We start from the raw sequence: 20167 nt of genomic DNA, 5'->3' as shown, positions 1-20167 counted from the left end.
GAGGAGGAGGTCGGATGAAAGCGGTCCGACGGGAAGTATGGCGCTTAGCAAGAAGCCTGTGACAGGCATGAGGGATATTCTGCCGGAGGAGATGCGGATAAGGGATTATGTGATCGGCGTGATTAAGGAGACCTACGGCAGATTCGGATTCACCTCCATAGAGACCCCCTGTATGGAGAATATCGCGAATTTGACGAACAAACAGGGAGGAGATAACGAAAAACTGATATTCAAGGTCCTGAAGCGCGGGGAGAAGCTGAATGTGGCCCAGGCACAGGAAGAGGAGGACGTGGTGGACTTCGGGATGCGCTATGACCTGACCGTGCCCCTGGTGCGGTATTATTCCAACAATGCCGCCCAGCTCCCCTCCCCCTTCAAGGCTCTCCAGATCGGCAATGTGTGGCGTGCGGACAGGCCCCAGAGAGGGCGTTTCCGCCAGTTCATGCAGTGCGACATCGATATCTTCGGAGAGCCCTCCAACCTGGCGGAAATCGAGCTGATCCTGGCCACCACCACCACTTTGACAAAGCTTGGGTTCAGGGGCTTCGAGATACGGATAAACGACAGAAGGATCTTAAAGGCCATGGCGGCCTACAGCGGTTTTCCGGAGGAGGCTTACGACAATGTCTTCATCACCCTGGACAAAATGGACAAGATTGGCCTGGAGGGCGTGAGGGCGGAACTTCTGGAGAACGGATTTGACGGGAATACCGTAGATAAATATCTGGAATTATATCAGAACCTGGAGAAGGCGGAGGACGGCGTGGCCTATCTGGGGGAGGCGCTTTCCGGCGTGATGGACGCTTCCGTCACGGAGGGGCTGCGGGAGATCATCGACAGCGTACAGGCCACCAAGGAGACAGGGTTCGAGACCGTCTTCGATCCCACGCTGGTGCGGGGCATGTCCTATTACACGGGTACGATCTTCGAGATCGCCATCCCGGAGTTCGGGGGCAGCTGCGGCGGCGGAGGGCGGTATGACGCCATGGTGGGGAAGTTCACGGGCAAGGAGGTGCCGGCCTGCGGATTCTCCATCGGTTTTGAAAGAATCATCCTGCTGCTGACGGAAAGCGGTTTCCGGGTGCCGGATGCGCCGAAGAGGGTGGCCTATCTGGTGGAGAAGGGCGTGGAAGGACAGGCCCTGTGCGATGTGATCGCAAAAGCCCAGGAGGCCAGGGCCCAGGGGCAGCAGGTGCTGGTGGCCCGCATGAACAAGAACAAGAAGTTCCAGAAGGAGCAGTTGACGGCACAAGGGTACGGGGAGTTCCTGGAGTTCTATAAGGAAGCTTTGAAGAACTGATTGTTCAAGGATTCATGCGCCGGGGTACTGGGGAGCTGGAGGGAAGAAATGAACATACGAAGGGCAACGGCTCAGGACCTCTCCAGGATTGCGGAGATCCTGGTTTTCGTGAAGCGGATAAAGTATCGCCCTATTTTCCGAAACGATGCCTATTCCTTCGGGGAACTGCAGGTGCTGTCGGTGGCGGAAGAATACGGGGCGCCTGATATCCTCTCACAGATATGGGTCTATGACGACGGGATTGTGAAGGGGATGATCCATGTGGAGGGCACGGAGATCAGGGAGCTGTATGTGGACTGGTTCTTCCAGGGGCAGGGCATAGGTGCGGAGCTGATAGAATTTGCAGTAAATCAATTCTCCGTAAGCTTCCTGTGGGCCCTTGAGAAGAATGAGGATGCCATCCGCTTTTATCAGCGCCATGGCTTTTACAGGACCGATACAAAGAAATTGGAAGAGGGCACCACAGAGTACCTTTGTCTGCTGGAACGCCGAATCTGCGGGTGAAAAACGGATTGCCGAAAAAACATAAAAATAAGAACGTCCTGCAAGAAAAAAGGACAGAAATCGAGGAAATGAAATGGCAGAGTCAATGAAAGGATTGAGGAGGACGCACCGCTGCGGGGAGCTTTCCGCGGCGAACATCGGGGAACAGGTCACGGTCATGGGCTGGGTCCAGAAGCAGCGCAACAAGGGAGGCATCATCTTCGTAGACCTCCGGGACAGGGCAGGCATCCTGCAGGTGATTTTCGAGGAGGCGGACTGCGGGGCGGAGCATTTCGCCAAGGCGGAGAGGCTGCGCAGCGAGTTCGTGGCCGCCGTGACGGGCAGGGTGGAGAAGCGGGCCGGGGCCGTGAACGCGAACCTGGCCACCGGGGAGATCGAGGTCCGGGCGGAGAGCCTGAGGATTCTGTCCGAGGCGGAGACGCCGCCTTTCCCTGTGGAAGAGAATTCACGGACGAAAGAAGAACTTCGTTTGAAATACCGTTATCTTGACCTTCGCAGGCCGGACCTGCAGAGGAACCTGATGCTGCGCAGCCGGATGACGGCGGCTGTCCATGCCTTCCTGGAGGAGGAGGGATTCCTGGAGGTGGAGACCCCTATCCTGAACAAGTCCACCCCGGAGGGGGCCAGGGACTATCTGGTGCCCAGCCGCATCCACCAGGGCTGCTTCTATGCCCTGCCCCAGTCGCCCCAGATTTTCAAGCAGCTGTTGATGTGCTCCGGGTACGACAGGTATTTCCAGATTGCCAGGTGCTTCCGGGACGAGGACCTGCGGGCGGACAGGCAGCCGGAATTCACCCAGATCGACCTGGAGATGTCCTTCGTGGACCAGGAGGACGTGCTGGACGTCACCGAGCGGATGGTGGCGAAAGTCTGCAAGGAGACCGTGGGCCTGGAGGTGCCCCTGCCTCTGAAGCGCATGACCTGGGACGAGGCCATGAACCGTTTCGGCTCCGACAAGCCGGATACCAGGTTCGGCATGGAACTGACAGATGTGTCGGAAACGGTGAAGGGCTGCGGCTTCGGCGTGTTCACAGGCGCGCTGGAGGCGGGCGGGAGCGTCCGCGGCATCAATGTGAAGGGCCAGGCGGAGATGCCCAGGAAGAAGATTGACGCTCTGGTGGAGTTCGCCAAGGGCTACGGCGTGAAGGGGCTGGCGTATCTGGCAGTGCTGCCGGACGGAAGCTACAAGTCCTCCTTTGCCAAATTCATGACAGAGGAAGAGCTGAAAGAGTTGGTGGCGGCCATGGCAGGAGAGCCGGGAGACCTGCTCCTCTTCGCGGCGGATAAGCTGAAGCTGGTGTGGTCCGTGCTGGGGGCTCTGCGGGTGGAGCTGGCAAGGCAGCTCGGGATGCTGGACCCCAACCAGTACAATTTCCTCTGGGTGACGGAGTTCCCTCAGTTCGAGTGGAGCGACGAGGAGGAGCGGTACGTGGCCATGCACCATCCGTTCACCATGCCCATGGAGGAGGATCTGGAGATTCTGGAGTCGGATCCGGGGAAGGTGCGGGCGAAAGCCTATGATATCGTGGTCAATGGCATGGAGCTGGGGGGCGGGAGTGTCCGTATCTTCCAGGATGACATCCAGGAGAGGATGTTCCAGGCTCTGGGCTTTACGAAAGAGCAGGCCCATGAGCAGTTCGGTTTCCTGATAGACGCTTTCAAATACGGCGTGCCGCCCCACGCGGGCCTGGCCATCGGACTGGAGCGGTTCGTGATGCTGCTGGCCCAGACGGACAATATCCGGGATGTAATCGCCTTCCCGAAGATCAAGGATGCCTCCTGCCTCATGTCCGAGGCTCCCGGCACGGTGGATGCAAAGCAGTTGGAGGAGCTGCATCTGCAGGTGGCGGAGTAAGGAACTTTTATGACGGTTCCCGGTATGTTGATGCGCGAATTCCCGAGCAATCGGCGCTTGATGTCCGTGCCAGGACAAGGCGGAGGAAGGAAGCGAGCACAAGGCGTCGGCGACTGACGACAACGCGGTAATGGGGTGGACAGCCAGGGCTGACTGCGCAAGGATTCATGCATCGGGGTGCTGGGCCATTGACGGAGTCGGAGATGTATGTTGCGAGGTATCTTCTGGATATAGAGGAATTCATGGATGCGGAAAACGGAGAAGCCCTTCTTGCGAGGGCTTTTCTGCGTGTGGATGAAGAGCGCGGGGAGAAGGCTCGGCGCATGAGGCCGGGCCGGGCGCGGGCTGCCAGCCTGGGTGCGGGGCTGCTGCTGCAGATTGGGGTGCGGGAGGCGGTGGCGGCTGTGTCCGGAGATAATATCGGAATAAAACGATATTCCGTCAAACAATTACTGGAGAGCCTGGATGGGAAACCGCCGGTGTCCCTTGCCTATGTCTATGGGAAAGAAGGGAAGCCTTATTTCAGGGATTTGCCCTTCTATTTCAACCTGTCCCATTCCGGGGGCTATGTCCTCTGCGTCATCTCCTCGGAGGAAATCGGGGCGGACATCCAGCAGCACTGCGGAAAGAACGTGGAGAAGCTTGCCAGGCGATTCTTTTCGGAGCGGGAAGCGGCAGCGCTGGAGCAGGCAGGAGAGGAACGGGAGAAGCGGGAAGGATTGTTCTACAGGCTGTGGGCCAGGAAGGAGGCCTATGGGAAGCTGACCGGAAAAGGCATCGCGGCGACGCTGAGTGCGGACCTCCTGCCCGGAGAGGACGTATATCCCGAAAACCTGTCCGAAAAGGCTGCGGCGTCAAAAAACGGAAGCGGCCCGGGCAGGACGCTGGTTCCGCGGGGGATGGCTTCAGCCCGTGGAGAAGCGCAAATGACGACTGTCCGGCTGGATGGGAAGCGTCTGCTGTGGGAGGAACATGACGGCATAGAGGGGTACAGCATCGCCCTTTGCCGGTATGGCTGACCTGTCTATTTTTCATAGTCAGCCAGGAACGGATCGCCAATGTCCAGCCGGATGGGAGGCCTCTGAGGAGGGGTATCGGGATTCGAAGCCGGAGCCGGATTTGGGGCGGAGAGCGCGGGCGTGGACGTACCTGGAGTTTCGGGGGCGGCAGGCCTGGAAGCAGCGGCCTGGGACGCGGCAGGGCCTGAAAGAGCCGATGAAGGAGTCGGCGAAGGAGCCGATGGCGTAGACAAGGCCTGGGCAGGCGGACAGACTGTGGGAAGGCAGGGCGGCCCGAACTGCTTACTGAACTGCAGGTTGGCCTGAATCAGATTGTACTGCATCAGAAGCTTCAGGGTCTGGGAGAGACATTCCGGCGTATTGCAGTTCACCTCGCAGATATCTTTGAGGGAATGTGAGAGGTTTAAGATATCCAAAGATGTAATGGCCATGGCCCACCTCCGGCTGGGGTCTTTCCCTATATTATATTCCGGCAGCCGTCAGACTGTGCGAAAACGCTTGCGAGGTAAAAATGCTATTTGGAATGTTGGCGCTGATTCAAATCAGCGCGTTTCAAGCGCTGTGGCATGATGCAAAGACACTCAATTGATTCGAGCCACAAAACAGACAAGCGAGGAAAGGGCAGGTTTTATGAAAATTTTGACATGACGCCGGAGCAGATTGGAAAGGTCATGCACGTGGAATTTGCCATCGGCAGCACCCACATGGCGGCAGGAGACGCCTTTGCCTCTGCGGAGGTGAACACAGACATAAAACTGATGATTCACATGGACTCAGAGGCCAAAGCCCTGCACGCCATAGCCGCGTTGGCACAAGGCGGAACTATACTCACGCCATTAAGGCCCCACCCGGAACCGGACGATGCCGGATGCGGCTCCATAACGAAAGACCGCTTCGGCTTTACCTGGATCATCACATGCCCGAATCCGGCGAAACAGTAAGGACAGAAGGGAGGCACATATGCGCTTGGGAGAGGTTGGGCTACTGACAAATGACGTCATCGCATTGGCTGATTTCTACAAAGCCCTGCTGGAAACAGAGAACGGCAGCAGGGACGAAGTGCATCAGACAATCATTGCGGAAGAGACCATGCTGACCATCTACAATGATGGCTCGGCAAAAAACAACAATAACCAAAATATCTGTATCGCCTTCACCGTGGACGATATGGACAGGGAGTACCAGAAGGTTTTAAGATTAGGAGTAGAAATAATCGAAAAACCGACAAAACGTCCATGGGGAGCGGTGAACATGAGCTTCTACGACCCTGACGGGAATGTGGTATATCTGAGAAGCTTCGACAGATAGCGAAGGAGCCTATATGCATTTTCAGTATTGTCCCCATTGCGGGAAAAAGGCAGAAAGAAAACAGATTGGAGACGAGGGGCTGATACCCTATTGCACGCAGTGCGAAGTGCCCCTGTGGGACATGTTCACCACCAGCATCATCGCCGCAGTGGTAAATGAATGCGGCGAGATAGCGCTGCTGCGGCAGAATTATGTCTCCCAGACGAACCACGTATGCGTCGCCGGAATCATGAAGCTCGGAGAATCCGCAGAGGAGACGGTGATACGCGAGGTGGGCGAGGAATTAGGGCTGAAAGTAAAATCCGTAGAGTTCGTGAAAAGCTACCCCTATGAGAAAAAGGAGATGCTGATGCTTGGATTCAGGGCTGTGGCTGAAAAAGCGGATTTTGTGCTGTCGGGGGAAGTGGATGCCGCGGAGTGGGTGAAGCTTGAGGATGCCCCGGGGCTGCTGCGGGAGGGCAGCATTGCATGGCAGCTGGTAAGAGCGGTGACGGAGGATTAGGACTTATGATCAGGCGGCGGTATGGAACGCCGCCTGAACTGTCAGCGGGGATGTCCCTTGTGACCACGATGCCAGCGCCGATGACGCAGTTGTCCCTATGTAACAGAAAATCTTATTGCAATCCATCCCCGCATATGTTATGATGAAATCACTTCAGAAAATCTATTTTTCATGAGGGCAGATGCTGGTAGTCCCAAAGCTTTCTGCCCTGTGGCATTGATCTAGGCGTTTTGCCTGAAGTAACCCATTCATCATCAGAGAGCAGGCAGACGCGGAGAGGCTTAAGCCGTCTGTTTCCCATCTGCCTGCCGGAAAAGACAGGAGGTATGTATGAAACGGACGAAAAAGAGAAGGGTAAAAAAAGCGAAGAAGAGGACATCGATGGTTCCGGCCACACAGGCGCTGCACAAGGTGGCAGAGCCAAAGGACATAGTGCTGAACTCTCAGGTCAGGGACAGCGGCGGCAAGGTCATCTTTGACGACCACACATTATGCTCCCAGTTCCTGCGGGACTATGTCGATCTGCCCTACATGAAAGGCATCCGCCCTGAGGACATCGAGGACGTGTCGGAGCAGTATGTGACATTGTTTGCGGAAGAACGCAATTCTGACAGGGTAAAGCGCGTACATGTGGGTGGCGGGAGCGCCCCGTTCTTCCTAGTGTCATTGATAGAGCACAAGACAGCGCCGGACTATAATGTGTGCATGCAGGTGTTTCGCTACATGGTCTATATCTGGGAGACTTATGAGAAAGAGGCGGAGAGCATCCAAAAAGGCATGGCGAAGCGGGAGGATTTTCTGTATCCGCCCATTCTGCCAATCATATACTATGAGGGTGCAAAGAGCTGGAATGTCCCGCGGGATTTCCGCAGCCGTATCCGTGAGGGAAGCATTTTCGAAAAATATCTTCCGAATTTCGAGTATTATCTGGTGCCGCTGCGGGACTACAGCAACGAGATGCTGATGGAGAAAAAGGACGAGATAAGTCTCGTAATGATGATCAACAAGCTGCAGACAGCCGAGGACATCGTGAATTTCCGCCAGCTGCCCGGCAAAGAGATTGAAGAGATTCTAAAGGACTCACCGGAGCATCTGGTGAATATCATCGCGAATGTGCTGCGGGCGTTTTTGCTAAAGATGAATGTACCTGTGCCGGAGACGGAGAGACTGACTGACAAGGTGAGGGAAAAGAAGATGGGCGAGCTATTTGAAAACATGGAAAAAATGGACATACAGGCCGAGCGGAGGAATACGGCCTTAGAGAAGCAAAGGGCCGATGAAGCGAATGTCCGTGCCAATGAAGCGGAGAAGCAGGCAGCTGAGGAGAGGAACCGTGCCGAAAAAGAGAAGAAGCGCGCAGACATTGCAGAGGAAAACAGCATAAAGCTGCTCGTTGAGCTCTGCCAGGATCTGGGCGCATCAATGGATGCTGCCATGCAGAGCCTTAGGGACAAAAAGGACATGACCATGGAAGAGGCGCAGAAAAAAGTAGAAATCTACTGGAAAGAGCCAACCGATATACCTGAGAAAAAGAACTCTCCGAATGGATGACGCTGTACTGCCCCTGTAAGGATAGGCTTTCCGTGCAGCTCCAAAATGTTAAATGGAGCCTAGAATAAGGAAGACGAAAATATGGAATCCAAAGAAATCTTACACCAAAGAGAATATGGCAAAAAGCAGACTCTGTCAGCCCTTTTGTCCATGGTAGGATTCATTGTCCTGTGGGCGATAGTGACGGATGCCTGGAATTATAGTGCTTGCCTTTTCCCGGCAGACAGATATAGATTTGGCAAATATCTGTACGCTTACTTCAGCAGAATCCTCTGGATGCTCCCGGCGTTTCTTTTGACCTATAGATTCGACAGGAGCCTCACATGGGGCAGAAAGCAATTATTCTCCATGCCAAAGGCGGAGCCGGTCTTTCTGGCCTTTCTGGCGCTGACTACAGCATATGCCCTGGCAGCGATGGCTGTAAACTACGGCTCCTGGCACATGACCAGAGAACCTCTCCTGCTCCTGACAATCAAGCTCCTGCTTGTGGGGATTGGGGAGGAAGCCGTATTCCGCGGCTGGGGATATAATCTGCTGCGGAAAGTCCGCTCCGATAAAGCGGCGCTGATTTCATCCGCATTCCTGTTCGCAGCGCTCCATTGGCCGGCCTATTTTATAAAACTGCTCTTGTACGGCCAGTTCGATTGGATGGGAATCCTGACCCAAAGCATATCTGCTTTTACCTACGGCATACTGTTCTCAGTGATGCTTAGAAGAAGCGGGACTGTATGGAATCCCATCCTTGCCCATTTTTATTACGACTGGATGCTGGAAGCATTTACCTGACCGCTCCGTCTTTTTATACAAATTGCGAAGTGAGTATGAGAGTGGTAAAATACCAAGCGAGCAGCAGTTTGAGGAGGTGTTCATTCATGTGTTATCTCATTGCAAAAGAATTTGATAAAAGAGGGTGTATTGCAGTAAAGACCAGGCATGGGAAAGCATTAGCAGATTTTACGGAAAAGCTACAAAAACAAATAGGAGAGAATGGCGTGCTGCTTGTTACAATCAGCCGTCCCAGTGCCTATGGAGAATATGAACCTTACGAAATTTTGGAAAGCAAGGAAGAATTTCAGGCGCGTGTCCTGAGCCTGTAGAAGGGAATTGAGAAAAATCACATGAAAACACCCCAAATGATACTATTTGACTATGGACAGACCCTGATTGCAGAGCAGAGATTTGATGGAATAAAGGGAACAGCGGCTGTCTTACAGCATGCTACTTTATGAATCACTGGGGATAGAAATCGCACTGAGAGACACTGAAACTGATACAGTATTCTGGAATGCTGCCGCTCTGGGAACGCCCACAGAGGGCATAAAACGCAAACCAAATAAAAGGATATTTGATTTGGCCTTGGAGAAAGCCGGATTGCCACCGGATGAAGTCTGGTACATCGGGGATCAGTTTGAATGCGATGTGAAAGGCTCCTTGAATGCGGGCCTGCTGCCAGTATGGTACATAGGAGCTGTCGACATGCCGTATAAAATGGAAGAAGGGCAATCCATGGAAGAAAGTCATTTCATGGAAAAAGGGCATTCCACAGCTAAAAATATCCTGACTGTAGCAGATTGGAATGAATTAAGGCGGCAAATGGAGGCGCTGACGTAGGCTGCTCCGGCGGTTTTACGTCTGGCCATCCGAAGGGAAGTGACAAAGCATGATTTATATCACCGGAGACTGCCACCAGGACTTCAGGAGATTCAGCACCCGAATATTCCCGGAGCAGAAAGGAATGACAAAGGAAGACTACGTAATCATTTGCGGAGACTTCGGCGGAGTCTGGAACCAGGGCGGAGAAAATAAGGAGGAGAAGCACCTGTGTGACTGGCTGGAGGGCAAGCCCTTTACCACACTGTTCGTGGACGGCAACCATGAGAATTTCGACAGGCTCTACGCATACCCTGTAGAAGAATGGCATGGCGGAAAGGTCCATAAAATCAGGCCGTCCGTCATTCACATGATGCGGGGCCAGGTATTCGAGATAGATGGGAAAAGCATCTTCACCTTTGGCGGGGCCAGCAGCCATGACATTGACGGAGGCATCCTGGAGCCGGAGGGTCCCGATTTTAAGAGAAAGAAGCGGATGCTGGACCAGGACTGGCGCCCATACCGCATCAACCATGTGAGCTGGTGGAGCCAGGAGCTTCCCACAGAGGAGGAGATGGAGGAGGGGCGCAGGAACCTGGCGGCGCATGGCAACAAAGTGGATTTCATCGTGACCCACTGCTGCGCGTCCAGCACCCAGATCCTGCTGGGCGGAAAACTGTACAGGCCCGACACCCTGACCGCATATCTGGAAGAAATCCGGCAGAACACAAGCTTCAGGAAATGGTTCTTCGGCCACTACCATGACAACCGGAACGTGAATGCCCAGGAGATACTGCTTTACGAGCAGATTATAAGGATTTCATAAGCGCACAGGGAGCAGAGACGCAGACATGGAATACAGGGAGATTTTACAGCAAACAGAATACGGCTTCATAAAGACCAATGAGCACTTGGGCAGGCATGTGATTCTCCTGGGCCTGGCCGGCAGCTACGCCTACGGCACCAACATCGAAACCAGCGACATCGACATCAGGGGAATTGCACTGAACCGCAAATCGGATCTGATTGGCCTGACCCAGTTCGACCAATACGTGGACGAAGACACCGACACCGTGATCTATGCATTCAACAAAATCGTCACGCTCCTGCTTGGCTGCAATCCGAACACCATAGAGCTCCTGGGCCTGAAGCCGGAGCATTACCTGTACCTCAATGACAGCGGGCGGCTGCTTTTGGACAACAGGAAGCTGTTCCTCTCAAAGCGGGCCATCCAGTCCTTTGGCGGATACGCGGACGCACAGCTCCGTAGGCTCCAGAACGCCCTTGCAAGGGACACATTCCCCCAGAGCGAAAAGGAGCAGCACATCCTCAATTCCGTAAGGAACGCCATGCACGACTTCAACCACCGCTACAGGCATTTCGAAAACGGCAGCTTGGAACTCTTCATCGATAAAGCCATGAACCCGGAGCTTGACACGGAAATCTTCGTAAATGCCAGCATGACTCACTACCCGCTCAGAGACTACGAATGCATGTGGAACACCATGGCCAATGTAGTCCGGGACTATGAGAAAATAGGAAAGCGGAATAAAAAGAAGGACGATTTGCACCTGAACAAGCATGCCATGCATTTGGTTCGGCTGTTTATGATGGCACTAGACATTCTGGAAAAGGGCGAGATTCATACCTACAGAGAAAAAGAGCACAATCTCCTGATGGACATCAGATCCGGAAAATACCAGAAGGAGGACGGGACATTCCATGAGAGCTTCTACGAAATGCTCACGGATTTTGAAAAGAGACTGCACTATGCCGCGGAAAATACGGACTTGCCGGAAGAACCGGATATGGAAAAGGTGCAGGAGCTGGTGATGACTATCAATGAAAGAGTGGTTCGAGATGAAATATGAAGAATTCCAGGGGCCGGTGGAAGAGCTGGTCCTCCTGAAGCTAAGAGAAATAGAAGAAAAAGAGAACATCAGGGTGCTGCACGCGGTGGAGTCCGGCAGCAGGGCCTGGGGCTTCGCGTCCCCCGACAGCGATTACGATGTGCGGTTTATCTATGTAAGGGACAGGGATTTCTATCTTTCCCTGCGTGATACAAAGGATTTTATCGACTGGGAGCTGAATGAAGTGCTCGATATCAATGGCTGGGACATAAAGAAGGCGCTGCAGCATTTCCACAAGTCCAATGCCACTCTGTTTGAATGGAGCAATTCGCCGGTGGTATATTACACCACCGAGGAGTGGCGGAAGCTGTACAGCCAGGCGGCAGGGAACTATTTTGCCTGTAAGCCATCGCTCTACCACTATTACGGAACCGCCAATAAGAATTATCATGATTACCTGCTGGACAGCATGGTGAAGTACAAAAAGTACTTCTATGTGCTCCGGCCGATCCTGGCCTGCAAATGGATTGAGGAGCGGAAATGCCCGCCGCCGGTACTCTTCGAGGAACTATGCCATGCAGTCCTGGAAGATGGGATGAAGACGGCAGTGGAGGAGCTGTTGGCCAGGAAGATTCAGATGTCCGAATCGGACAAGGCGCCGAGGATGGAAAAAATCAACCAATATATAGAAGAAAAGCTGGCATACTATAAAGAGCTTGTGGAATCCATGAAGGATGACCGGAACCCGGATTGGGAACCTTTGGAGGCCGCGTTCAGAACACTGGTGTACGCCATGCGCTGATGGAAAAAGCGCAGGATGCGATTTATGACGCATAACGATTTCACTTGCCATGAACCAGACTGCATAACGCTGACTGGTTTAAGCGCATGATTACATTAGGCAGCATTCAATGTTATATGGCATATGCCCACAGGCAGCCCCGCCCTGCGATAATCAACGAATCCGATTTTGCAGCATACTATATAGTAATTTTGCGGTAATAGGGCACGCAGAGCCGTCCCTATTATCAGCTTAGGAGCAGAAGTATGTATCAACTTGATAAAAGGAGCAATTTCGCGTTTCCGCCCCAGTACCAGGACAGGATAGAAAAACGACAAACCTGCAGAAGCCGCTATTTCCCGCCCCGCAGTATCACATTCGCGGTAAAGACGCCGTCCCCATAAAGGAAGCGGCTGTACCCCCCGTTCCGCTCCGCAGTATGGCGCACGGCCTGCAGGCCCACCCCCTCCCCTGGACGCTTGGAGGAGAGGAACACGCCGTCCTTTTCCCGGATCTTCCCATCATAGGCATTCTCCACGGACAACAGCACCATGTGGCCGGAATGGAGACGTGCCTGTACCTTGGTCTGCCGTCTTTCCGGGGCAGTCCGCAGACCTGCTTCCATGGCATTTTCCAGCAGATTGGACAGCACGGAACAAAGGTCGGTCTCCGGTACAGGAACCTGGGGAGGCAGATCGAGCTCGATTGTGAGCGGGAGGCCCTGTTCCCGGTAAAACGCCGCGAAATACCCCGCCACGCCGTCCACGGCCATATTTTCGCATAGACATAGGCTGCCGTCCGGGATGCTGCCCTGGACTTCGTCAAGGTATCCCGCCAGGCCCTCCCAGTTCCCCTGGGCGGCGAAGCTCTGGAGGATGTGGAGATGGTGGCGCATATCGTGCCTGGCATGGCGCGTCTGCTCAATGGCGGCGCGGAGGCTGTCGTACCGCGCCTGCTGCATGGACAGGAGATGGTTCTCCCGCCGCAGGCGGTCATTGCGGTTCAGGCTGGATGCCATGAGGTAAAAGAGCACATAGAACGACAGGAGCAGGATCAGGAGAGCAAGGCTGAACAGGAGATAGAGCTGCCTCAGCCGTCCCTGTTCCAGAATCCACGGATTCCTGGGGACCATGGAAAGGTTCAGACCGACGAACAGAAGCGGCACGATCCAGAACACATACCAGGTCTGGGCAAAGGCTTCCTCTTCCAGAAGCTGCCTTGCGGCATGGGTGGTGGGATGCCATACGGCCAGGACGGACAGGCAGCATACCACGAGCCAGAACAGGGCGCCGCTTAAGGAAAGGGGCAGCACGGGCTTTCCCGGATTCAGGATGCCGCTCACCGCAATGGCGGCGCTGCCCAGGCAGCAGAACACGCCGCATACGGCAAGGAAGACGCTGACAGACTTCCACCGGGTGATCTGCAGCGTATGGATATAGAAAAAACCCATGACGGCAACGGCAGGGAAAAACAGCCAGACCGTATCCACATGGAAAAAGCAGCCGACGGCGCCGCCTGCCAGGCAGAGGAGGAGCGCCAGAGGGACAGCCACCGCTGTCAGGACAGCGGGACGTATCCGCAGATACTGCTTCATGGGCAGATAGGCCAGCAGCATGCCCGGCAGCAGGACCATCAGCTCCAGTACAGGACGTAAAAATTCCCCCATCTCTAATTCCCCTTTCCGAAGAGGAAATCGCCGAAAGCCATCCTTGCGGCTTTTGCAAGGTCGCGGCTGACAGGAACCCTCTTCCCGTCTTTCAGGACAAAGTCCATGCCGTTAAAATCCGCCACATGCCCCAGGTTCACGATCACGCCCCGGCTGCACCGGAAGAAGCATCCGTCCCCAAGGCTGGCGCTGAATTCTCGAAAGGTCTGGCGGGTCACGGTTTCCTGTCCGTCCGCCCTGTATATATGTATGCGGTGCTGGTGGTGCTCCGCGTAAAGGATCTCCCGGTAGCGCAGACGGACGGCGCCGCCCGTGGCATTCACCTCAATATACCTGTCGTCAGCGGGAAGCCGCCTGACGATCTCGTCGAACAGAGCGGCCAGGTTCCCGTCCGTCCAGGGCTTTACCAGATAATGGAACGCCCTCACGCGGAAGCCGTCCAGGGCATGGTCGGTGGAGGTGGTGGTGAACACCAGCAGGCAGTCCCTGTCAAAGCGGCGCAGCGCCTCGGCCGTATCCACCCCGTTCTCGTCCCCCATGTAAATGTCAAGGAACACCAGGTCGAACCGTTCTTTCTCGGCAGCGGCGAGGAACTCCGCGCCGGAACCAAAGCCCCAGACCAGGGCATCCAGGGAAAGGCGGGAAAGCTGCCCATCCAGCCCGTCCCGCAAGGTCTGCCGTTCTGACGCAATATCATCCACGATGGCGATTCTCATGGAAAGCCCCCTTTACTCTGAAAAATCCTGACTCCCGTGCACCCACTGTATCATAGCATAAAACGCTGAGAAAAGCGAGGGCCATCTATGAAATGGCTCAAAATGGCTGTAGGAGGGTTTGGGCGATTCGGGACGGATTTTAACGATTCGTGCCGCCATTATGGAAAAAACGGGGCGAATCAGTATACTGGAACATAGCGGCATGGACCTGTCATACAGCCGCGCTCCCCAATCGACTACCTTTTTGAGTAGTGGCTTTTTCAAAAGGGGTTTGATAGAATTTATACCAAACAGCACATACATCAGGAAGGGAAAGGCCATGAACAATACGAAACTATACCCATTCGAGCGGAACCGCTATTATTCCGGAAAGATGCTGACCTCCTCTGATTTCCAGGCGGAGCAGACATATTTCAACAACAAGAGAAGATTCATCAACAGCCTGATGTACGGCAGCGGCGTGGTCTGCGGGTTCGGCGTGTTCAGCTTGGACGACTTGTCCGTCCTGATCGAGAGCGGGGTAGCGGTGGACGGCGTGGGACGGGAGATCATCATGGAGTCCTCGGTGGTAAAGAAGCTGTCCGCCATGGAGGGCTTTGAGTCCCTGCACAGCAATATGGCCAGCCTCTGCCTGCGCTACAGGGAGGACCCGGTCCACGCGGTATATACGATGAATCCGGGCACCGGGGAGGACGGCCAGGAATATGAGTACAACCGGATCAGCGAGAACTTCCAGCTGTTCTTGATGGAGCGGGAGGCGGCGGCCGGCGGATACCGGATGGAGACGGAATTTCTGACGGACACTGTCCTCTACGAGGACCAGGACTTTACGGTGCGGCTGGTGATGCCGGCCACGGTCTGCAAGGGCAGGAACGTGCGGCTGGAGGCCCGGGTGGAGAAGCATTCCCCGGCCCAGAAGTCCCTGAGCTACCAGGGGACGCTGCAGGTTCCGGTGTTCCTGACGCCGGAGGGGAAGCATGAGGTGGAGGTGGGGTTTTCGGATGTGTCCCTTGTGGAGGGGGAGAGCCTGACGAAGGAGTACTGGCTCACCGTCCAGGACGTGACCATGCTGGACACCACTATCCTGCAAAAAAGCGGCACGGCCAGGGTGCATGTGAACGGAATCGCCCAGGAGCTGCCCTCGGGGTGCTCGATCCGGGTCATGCTGGAGGACTGCCGCCCCCGGGAGCTGGTCAGCCGGGAGATCGGCCGCATGAGCCTGGAGATGAAGAGCATGGGGGAGGTCCGGGACTACATACGCCTGGCGGATCTAAAGCTGGTGCGGACGGAGAACGCCTATATCATAGAAGATGTCATCGAGAGGGGCGTGAAGGCCTATATCACGGCGCCGGCCCAGGAGATGCTCCGGAACGAATACCTGGAGTATTTCATCAAGGAGCCCACATTGGAGAAGGAGAGGGACTTCTATCCGCAGCGCCTGCAGAACCAGAATTTCGTGGCTCCGGGCAGCCGGATACCGGAGGTGGCCACAGGTGTCCTGGAGATCCCCTTAGGAGAGTCGGCGAGGAAAGGGGACATCCGCTACTCCGGCGAGATCATGCATGGCCTGGGCAGCGGGAATGTGTACGTGAGCATCGGCTATGAGTACATCACCGACGACCCGGCCTTAGGGAGCAGCGCCAGGAACACGATCTACGGAAGCCCGCAGCTGTTCCAGAAGGAGGGCTCCATGGCGGTGGACGCGGAGACGGCGGTGCGGGTGATGAACGACAAGGGGAGCTTCGTGGTGGCCGTACAGCTCCTGGAGAATGTGGACTATCTGGTGCTGACCTACCGCTGGGTGGCGATCCGGTTCCCGGCAGGCAATGACCTGGGGCTGATGGAGGACCACAGCGGGAAGAGCATCAGCGTGGATACGCCTACGGTGGTGATGGGCACAAGGGAGAGCCATTATTTCCATGTGCAGTACAACAATATGGACAGCTGCAGCGTGGCCTATGAGCTGACGGAGCCGGGGAGCGGCGAGATCACATCGGACGGCGTCTACACGGCGCCCGCAAAGGAAGGGGTCTATGAAATCCGGATCTACTGCATCGATGTGCCGGTGATCTGCACCTATGCGTATGCCATCGTGAAGAAGAAAGAGGCATAGGCATAAGCGTTTCGGGAAATCAAAAAAGGAGAACGGCAGAGATGTTCTATCAATCACAGAGGATGAAGCTTCGATGTGTCCGCATTGTGAAAAAGAGCAGGACGAACGACATCGTCATATGTGAGGATCTAAATACATCGGCCCGGAATCTGTACACGCTGCTGGCAATCAAGGAACATCAGACAGTCAAGACCTATCTGGAGGTGTTCGAGCAGGCGCACCTTACGGCACAGGACTCCTATATCGACAGCTTTTCGGATCAGGGAGCTTTCTGCATGGTATTCGCCTATCAGCAGGAGCGCCCTCTGAAGGATTTCTATATGGGGGAGTCCTACACGCTGGCAGAATGCGAGAATGTGTGCATCAGCGTCATCATGGCCTGCATCACCTCCAATCTCCCCTATCCGGTCCTGTATCTGATCCTGGAACAGGGACAGCTTCATCTGGCAAAGGACCACACGGTCTGTCTGGGCCATCAGATCGACCTGGAGGAACTGGACCCCGCCAGGACCGAGCGGGACTGCGTGGTACAGTGCGCGTCCATCCTGCGGGATCTCCTGCGGCCCAAGTCCTCCCAGAAGGCATTCAGCTACAGGCTTCTGGAAAAGAAAATCGCCAGGAAGAGCTACCGGAAGCTCACGGAGCTGTACAAGGATATCCGGATCACGGCGGCTCCCGGGAAAAAGAAGGGCATCCGGAAACGGATCGCAGGGTGGTTTCGCAGGAATCAGGACGGGATGTTCCGGTTCCTGCTGTATCTGTGCGCCGTGCTTGCCTTTTTCGTCATCGTCTCCCTGCTCACCCAGCTGATCGTGGGGGACATTCCATGGCTGCGTCTGTTTTTTAACGGATTCGAGACGATCGGGACAGAGACGCTCACCAGGTAAAGGTTGAAAGGATAACGCGTTATGAAGAGACACATTCCATACATAGTGGCGCTTGCGTGGATGATGGCGGTGGCTGTCCTTGCCTTTGCGGACGGCCTGAGCTGGAGCAGGGAGAGGACCAGGTCCGCCTATCTGGACGGGTGCGCGGTAGGGGACCGGATCTATCTGGTGGAAAATATGGAAAGGGACGGGATCCTCTACGTGATGGATTCCCAGGGGACGGTGCAGGAGGTCTCTTTGGCCTCCGCTGTGGAAAAGGGCAGCTTTTTTGCCAGGATCGACTATGAGGAGGCCCTCTACGGGCTCATGGTGAAAAAGGCGGCTGGGCAGGATGCGGCCCTGCAGTACCGAATCGTGGAGTTCGACGACCAGGGGCGGGTGCTGGCGAAGACGCCGGAATTCACCCTGCATCAGCCGGGGACATTGACCGGCTTCCACGCGGAAGCCCAGGGGTTCTACCTGACGGCAGTGCTGGAGGGCCAGACATCCGCGGGAGCTTATTTCGTGGAGAAGGAGGCGCTGGAGAGCGAAGCGGCAGGGGAGCAGGAGCAGACGAAGGAAGAGGCGCCCTCTGTGAAGAAGCCTGTGCAGATGGGCTACAGCCCCGTGGAGCATACCCTGATCGAGGCCAGGTATGAGGATGGGGCATTCCTCTACCACCTGGACGACGGAAGCGGGGTGGAGGACTTCCAGGCGGGGGAGAAGCTCCAGGGGGCTTTCTGGTACAGGAGCCTGTCCATGGGGCAGATCATGAAGGTCCGCAGGGAGCGGATGCTCCTGTACGGCGCCCTGCTGATCGTAGGCTACGGGGTGCTGTGGCTGTTCTTAAGCGTTCTCCGCAACCGGAGCCATACCGTATACGCGATCGCGGTGGTGGAGCTGGCGCTGCTTGTGATCACAGTGGCGGGAGCGGTGCGGGTGCCCCGGATCCAGGAGAGGGCCAGGGAAGAGGAGGCGGAGCGGTTCGGCCATTACTATGTCAGGGCCCTGGCCGAGGAGATGGGGGATCCGGCCAGGTTCCACCCGGAGGAAGAGGGCTTTTACCAGGGGGCGGATTACCAGGCCCTCCAGGCGCAGCTGTCCAGGTTCGTCCGCCATGATGACATTTCCAGAATCTTCGTGGACATCTGCCTGGTGCGCAGCGACGACCACAGGATCCTGGTCAGCGTCAGTGGCAGGAACGGCCAGATATTCGAGGAAGTGTACGGCGTGGGCACAGGGAAGCTGATCCAGAGCCTGGTAGAGGGCGGGCGGGAGAACAGCATGCTGATCGGCATCGATGGGGAGGCCCACCAGGCAATCGGGGCAGCCGCCTCGGAGGATCTGACCCCGGCGTATGTGCTGGCCGGGATCGCCAGGCTGGAGGAGGATGCGGACGCTTCTTTCAGAAGCCGCATATCGCCTTTCCTCTACAGCGCATGCGTGTTCCTGATCGGCAGCGCTGTGGCGGTCTGGCTCCTGCTCCTGCAGGGCAGGGAGCTCAAGAGGCTGGCCGGGGCCATGCAGGCGCTGGCGGGCGGGGAGACCCAGATCAGGAAGGAGGCTGTCCACGGGAAAGACGTGGACTTCATGTGGAACAGCCTGATGGAGATCCGCAAGACCATCAGCAGGATCAACTATACGAAATACCGGATCTTTGAATCCTGTTACCGCTTCGCGCCCAAGAACATCGAGAAGATCCTGGGCAAGGATTCCATCACGGAGGTAAGCAGCGGGGACATGGTGCTTTTGCACGGGACCATGGCGGTGATCTCCGCGGCGGGAGGGGAAGACGGGGAGAGGGGGCCTGCGGAAGAGATCGGCAGCTTCGTGTCCCTGATTGAGGAGCATCAGGAGAGGAGCGGGGGCTTCTTCGTGTCCGGCCACTGCGGCCTGGATATGATGAAGATGCTCTTTCTGGAGGAGTCCAGGGACACGGCGGCTTTCGGCGTGGCGCTGATGCAGGATTTCGCGAAACGCGGGGAAGAGGGCCAGGGAAGGGAAAAAGCAGGGATCTTGCTGCACTATTCCCAGTATACATACGGCGTGGCGGGCACGAAGAAGCACAGCCTCCCCTATCTTCTGTCCCGGGAGATGGAGGAGCTGGAGCGGTATGCGGGATGGTTCCGGTCCCTGAACCTGCCGCTGGTGATCACGGAGAGCGTGAAGGACAGGGAGCATCTGGAGAGCCCGTTGCGCTATCTGGGGTATCTGTGGATCGCCCGTACCAATGAGCGGATCCGGCTGTATGAGGTGCTGGACGCCTGCCCCCTGCGGGAGGGGAAGCGGAAGGCCCAGACCGATCCGAAATTCCAGAAAGGGATCGAGCTGTTCTATCAGCATGACTTCTATCTGGCCAGGAACGCGTTCAACGAGGTGCTGCGGGAGAATCCGGAGGATGCCATGGCCACCTGGTATCTGTTCACCTGTGAGAGATATCTGAATGAGACAGATGTAAAGGGCGATGTGTGCAGGCTCTGGCTGCCCGGGGCAGAGGCGTAAAACGCGCGGCTTCCTGGATGCGAAGCTTCCATGAGAAAGGAGGG

At 55.9% G+C, this 20167-nt stretch carries 20 protein-coding genes; 18 read left to right on the top strand and 2 right to left on the bottom strand.

Annotation, left to right across the window (positions count from 1 at the left end):
- Positions 1-37 precede the first annotated feature (37 nt).
- The 15 genes from hisS (at position 38) to Q2B33_RS01335 (ending at position 12281) form a co-directional block, all read left to right on the top strand.
- Entirely contained in the window at positions 38-1300 is a 1263-nt protein-coding gene (gene hisS / locus Q2B33_RS01405; protein ID WP_300566951.1) for a histidine--tRNA ligase, read from the top strand.
- A gap of 48 nt (positions 1301-1348) precedes the next feature.
- Positions 1349-1804 carry a GNAT family N-acetyltransferase gene (locus Q2B33_RS01400; RefSeq protein ID WP_296476726.1) on the top strand — a complete coding sequence of 152 codons (456 nt, stop codon included), beginning with the start codon at positions 1349-1351 and terminating at the stop codon, positions 1802-1804.
- A gap of 73 nt (positions 1805-1877) precedes the next feature.
- Complete coding sequence (aspS, locus tag Q2B33_RS01395) at positions 1878-3659, top strand: aspartate--tRNA ligase (RefSeq protein ID WP_300566956.1); 1782 nt, start codon at positions 1878-1880, stop codon at positions 3657-3659.
- A gap of 203 nt (positions 3660-3862) precedes the next feature.
- Positions 3863-4678, top strand: a complete 816-nt coding sequence (locus Q2B33_RS01390; protein ID WP_300566959.1) for a 4'-phosphopantetheinyl transferase superfamily protein — start codon at positions 3863-3865, stop codon at positions 4676-4678.
- A 120-nt stretch (positions 4679-4798) separates the two neighbouring features.
- Positions 4799-4984 (top strand): hypothetical protein, encoded by a 186-nt coding sequence (locus Q2B33_RS01385; protein ID WP_296476731.1) that lies wholly within the window; start codon positions 4799-4801, stop codon positions 4982-4984.
- 338 nt (positions 4985-5322) lie between these two features.
- Complete coding sequence (locus Q2B33_RS01380; protein WP_300566964.1) at positions 5323-5619, top strand: glyoxalase/bleomycin resistance/extradiol dioxygenase family protein; 297 nt, start codon at positions 5323-5325, stop codon at positions 5617-5619.
- A 19-nt stretch (positions 5620-5638) separates the two neighbouring features.
- Entirely contained in the window at positions 5639-5986 is a 348-nt protein-coding gene (locus Q2B33_RS01375; RefSeq protein ID WP_300566967.1) for a VOC family protein, read from the top strand.
- A 13-nt stretch (positions 5987-5999) separates the two neighbouring features.
- Positions 6000-6488: an NAD(+) diphosphatase gene (locus Q2B33_RS01370; RefSeq protein WP_296471661.1), complete on the top strand. Its 489-nt coding sequence runs from the start codon at positions 6000-6002 to the stop codon at positions 6486-6488.
- 330 nt (positions 6489-6818) lie between these two features.
- Positions 6819-8039, top strand: coding sequence for an Rpn family recombination-promoting nuclease/putative transposase (locus tag Q2B33_RS01365; RefSeq protein WP_296471659.1), 1221 nt, complete (start codon positions 6819-6821; stop codon positions 8037-8039).
- A 150-nt stretch (positions 8040-8189) separates the two neighbouring features.
- The gene (locus Q2B33_RS01360) at positions 8190-8825 is read left to right on the top strand and encodes a CPBP family intramembrane glutamic endopeptidase (protein ID WP_300815099.1); all 636 of its coding nucleotides are present in this window, start codon (positions 8190-8192) and stop codon (positions 8823-8825) included.
- A gap of 86 nt (positions 8826-8911) precedes the next feature.
- Entirely contained in the window at positions 8912-9136 is a 225-nt protein-coding gene (locus Q2B33_RS01355; RefSeq protein WP_296471655.1) for a DUF6718 family protein, read from the top strand.
- 118 nt (positions 9137-9254) lie between these two features.
- Complete coding sequence (locus Q2B33_RS01350; RefSeq protein ID WP_300566975.1) at positions 9255-9650, top strand: HAD hydrolase-like protein; 396 nt, start codon at positions 9255-9257, stop codon at positions 9648-9650.
- A 49-nt stretch (positions 9651-9699) separates the two neighbouring features.
- On the top strand, positions 9700-10455 hold the full coding sequence (locus Q2B33_RS01345) for a metallophosphoesterase (RefSeq protein ID WP_300566978.1): 756 nt from the start codon (positions 9700-9702) through the stop codon (positions 10453-10455).
- A 25-nt stretch (positions 10456-10480) separates the two neighbouring features.
- Positions 10481-11500 (top strand): nucleotidyltransferase domain-containing protein, encoded by a 1020-nt coding sequence (locus Q2B33_RS01340; RefSeq protein ID WP_300566981.1) that lies wholly within the window; start codon positions 10481-10483, stop codon positions 11498-11500.
- Entirely contained in the window at positions 11490-12281 is a 792-nt protein-coding gene (locus tag Q2B33_RS01335) for a nucleotidyltransferase domain-containing protein (protein WP_300566984.1), read from the top strand. The genes Q2B33_RS01340 and Q2B33_RS01335 overlap by 11 nt, the downstream gene beginning before the upstream one ends.
- Before the next feature lie 331 nt (positions 12282-12612).
- On the opposite strand, the gene Q2B33_RS01330 is transcribed toward Q2B33_RS01335, so the two are convergent.
- Positions 12613-13926: a GHKL domain-containing protein gene (locus Q2B33_RS01330; protein ID WP_300566987.1), complete on the bottom strand. Its 1314-nt coding sequence runs from the start codon at positions 13924-13926 to the stop codon at positions 12613-12615.
- Positions 13927-13928: 2 nt separating this feature from the next.
- Positions 13929-14642, bottom strand: coding sequence for a LytTR family DNA-binding domain-containing protein (locus tag Q2B33_RS01325; protein ID WP_300566990.1), 714 nt, complete (start codon positions 14640-14642; stop codon positions 13929-13931).
- Between the two features lie 319 nt (positions 14643-14961).
- Here Q2B33_RS01325 and Q2B33_RS01320 point away from each other — a divergent pair, with 319 nt between their 5' ends.
- The 3 genes from Q2B33_RS01320 to Q2B33_RS01310 are packed head-to-tail and all read left to right on the top strand — an operon-like array spanning position 14962 to position 20123.
- The gene (locus Q2B33_RS01320) at positions 14962-16755 is read left to right on the top strand and encodes a hypothetical protein (protein ID WP_300566993.1); all 1794 of its coding nucleotides are present in this window, start codon (positions 14962-14964) and stop codon (positions 16753-16755) included.
- A gap of 41 nt (positions 16756-16796) precedes the next feature.
- Positions 16797-17642, top strand: coding sequence for a hypothetical protein (locus Q2B33_RS01315; RefSeq protein WP_296471639.1), 846 nt, complete (start codon positions 16797-16799; stop codon positions 17640-17642).
- Between the two features lie 21 nt (positions 17643-17663).
- Positions 17664-20123, top strand: coding sequence for a hypothetical protein (locus tag Q2B33_RS01310; RefSeq protein WP_296471636.1), 2460 nt, complete (start codon positions 17664-17666; stop codon positions 20121-20123).
- Positions 20124-20167 lie beyond the last annotated feature (44 nt).

It is taken from the genome of uncultured Acetatifactor sp. (assembly GCF_948601915.1).
Taxonomy (GTDB): Bacteria; Bacillota; Clostridia; order Lachnospirales; family Lachnospiraceae; genus Acetatifactor.
The sequence above is the reverse complement of the archived record's forward strand: the minus strand, read 5'-3'. Positions and strand labels throughout refer to the sequence as shown.